The organism is Methylobacterium trifolii (assembly GCF_022179685.1).
GTDB lineage: Bacteria > Pseudomonadota > Alphaproteobacteria > Rhizobiales > Beijerinckiaceae > Methylobacterium > Methylobacterium trifolii.
Map to the genome: position 1 here is coordinate 1 of NZ_BPRB01000321.1, position 2,538 is coordinate 2,538.

General features: G+C 69.4%; 3 protein-coding genes. 1 reads left to right on the forward strand and 2 read right to left on the reverse strand.

Translation table 11 applies throughout. The features are described from left to right. Both COGEMETH_RS23325 and COGEMETH_RS23330 read right to left on the reverse strand, forming a co-directional pair. Positions 1-442 (reverse strand): DUF4175 family protein (locus COGEMETH_RS23325; RefSeq protein WP_238185067.1); only part of this gene is annotated, 442 nt, incomplete at its 3' end. A gap of 102 nt (positions 443-544) precedes the next feature. Next, complete coding sequence (locus COGEMETH_RS23330; RefSeq protein ID WP_238185069.1) at positions 545-1,753, reverse strand: polyhydroxyalkanoate depolymerase; 1,209 nt, start codon at positions 1,751-1,753, stop codon at positions 545-547. Positions 1,754-2,059: 306 nt separating this feature from the next. Between COGEMETH_RS23330 and COGEMETH_RS23335 the strand changes: the two genes are divergently transcribed. Next, positions 2,060-2,538, forward strand: a 479-nt coding sequence (locus tag COGEMETH_RS23335) for a TetR/AcrR family transcriptional regulator (RefSeq protein WP_238185068.1), incomplete at its 3' end; no start/stop codon positions are given.

Genomic DNA, 2,538 nt, shown 5'->3' on the forward strand with positions numbered 1-2,538 from the left:
CGGCCTCGATCGCCCGGCGCTGATGCAGTGCCCAGAGCAGGCGGGTCGCCGGATCGGCCGCGCCGACGGCGAGCCGGTCCTCGATCGCCGAGGCCGGCCCGTGCGTGAGCGTCGCATCGTGCAGGGCCGCGTCGCGGTCCAGCCGGGCCAGGGCCTCCCGCCGGCCGGGGCGGGCGAGGCGCAGGGCCGGCGCGAATACGGCAAGGATCGCGAGGGCGAAGGCGCCGAGTCCGGCCATGCGCCAGACCGGCCGGACATCGAGCCAGAGTCCGAGCCACGACACCGCAGCGAAGGCGAGCAGGACGGCCAGGGCCCGCCAGAGCAGGGGCCAGGCCCGTTCCCAGAGGCCGGCCATGCGGGCCTGGGCCACGAGGCGGTCAAGCCGCGCCGTCTCGGGCGTGCCGGCCTTGAGCGTGCCGGCATTGGGATCGTCTGTGCTCACGCCCGCAATCGTCCTGCCGCTCCGTCGGAAGCCGTGGAGAGCGTAGCATGGTGGCCGGCGGGGGCCAGCGGGTCAAATCCGCTCAGTGTCTCGCGCGCGGGATCAGGTGTGCGACTGGATGAAGTTGCGCACCTGCGGGTAGATCTGGGTGTCCCAGCGACGGCCGGCGAACACGCCGTAATGGCCCACGCCGGCCTGGAGGTGGTGGGTGCGCATGTGCGGGGGCAGGCTGGTACAGAGGTCGTGCGCGGCCATGGTCTGGCCCACCGCGCAGATGTCGTCCCGTTCGCCCTCCACCGTCATCAGGGCGGTGCGCCGGACGGCGCGCATGTCGAGTTCGCCCCCGCGATAGGTCAGCTCGTTCTTGGCCAGGGTATAGTCCTGGAACACAGTCTTGACCGTCTCCAGATAGAACTCGGCGGCGAGGTCGAGGACGGCGAAATACTCGTCGTAGAAGCTCTCGATGGCGTCGGCCTTGTCGGTCTCGCCGTTGACCATGTGCCAGAACAGGTCCGCATGGCCCTGCACGTGGCGCTTCGGGTTCATCGACATGAAGGCGGAGACCTGCATGAAGCCCGGATAGACGCGGCGGCCCGCGCCCTTGTGGCGGCCCGGCACCGTGGCGATCAGGTTCTTCTCGAACCACTCGATCGGCTTCGAGGTGGCGAGCTTGTTCACCCCGGTCGGATTGATGCGGCAATCGACCGGGCCGGCCATCAGGGTCATGCTGCGGGGGGCCGCGGCATTCCTGGTCTGGGCCATGACGGCTGCGGCCACGAGGGTCTGGACGGCCGGCTGGCACACGGCCACCACGTGCGAGCCCTCGCCCATCGTCTCCAGGAACTGGACGAGGTGGTCGACGTAGTCGTCGAACCCGAAACGGCCGGCGTCGAGCGGCACGTCGCGGGCATTGTGCCAGTCCGTGATGTAGACGTCATGATCCGGGAGCAGGGTGCGGACGGTCCCGCGCAGGAGGGTCGCGAAATGCCCCGAGAGCGGGGCCACGACGAGGACCTTGGGCTGTTCCGTCTGCAGGTCCTTCCGGAACCGCAGCAGGGTTCCGAACGGCGTGCTCAGCACCGGCTCCTCGGCGACCGGCACCTCGCGGTTGCCGACCGTCACGGTCTCGATCCCGTAGGGAGGCCGGGCGAAGGTCAGGCCGGCGCGCATCATCATGCGTGCCCCTGCGGACCACCAGTTGGCCGGCTCGCCGTAGCCGACCCAGGGCGAGACGGCATCGTGCAGGACGCGTCCCCAGGCGCGGGTCTGCCGGGCGAGATCCGACTGCATCTCGAACGCGTCGTAGATCATGGGGCGGTTACTCGTGCGCGAACGACCCGTCACGCGGGCGATCACGGCGTCCGGGGAGGGCAGCGAGGCCTCCATGGGCTGCATCGATATCATCGCGACAGGATTAGACGGGGCCGTTGCCACCGCAACTGCCAAAAACTACGAGGGCGGTTGAGTGTGCTTTCGGTGCATCAGATCGTGACCTCTCCGATATGGCACGAAAACACCTTCGAAAGCATGCGCTTCCGGCAAACGGAGATCGAGAGACCGCCGAACACCTGTGCATCCGACTTGTCAGCGTCCGCGCCGCCATGCTCAATCGCCGGGATGACAGACGGAGCCGCAACGGCGAGACGCCGGACCAAGCGTTACGCCCTGAAGCGCGCGGCGATCCTGGACGCTGCGGCCCGGTGCTTCAACGACCGCGGCATCCGCGGCACAGCGCTCACCGACGTGGCCGGCAGCGTCGGCCTGATGACCAACAGCATCACCTACTACTATCGCCGCAAGGAGGACCTCGCCGCCGCCTGCTACCTGCGCACCATCGCCTGGCACGAGACGCTGCTGGCGGAGGCGGCGGCCGAGAACGCGCCGGAGCGGAGGTTGCGCGGGTTCATCCGGGCCTACTTCCGCGATCTGGCGGCGGTCGAGGGGGGCGGCTTGGCCCCGCAAGTCCGGCTCTACGACATGCGCGCGCTGCCGAGTCCGCAGAGCGAGGCGGTCTTCCAGGCCTACAACGACCTGTTCCGGCACCTGCGCACCACGCTCTTCCCCGAACCGGTCCTGCCCGGTCGAGGCCGGGCAGG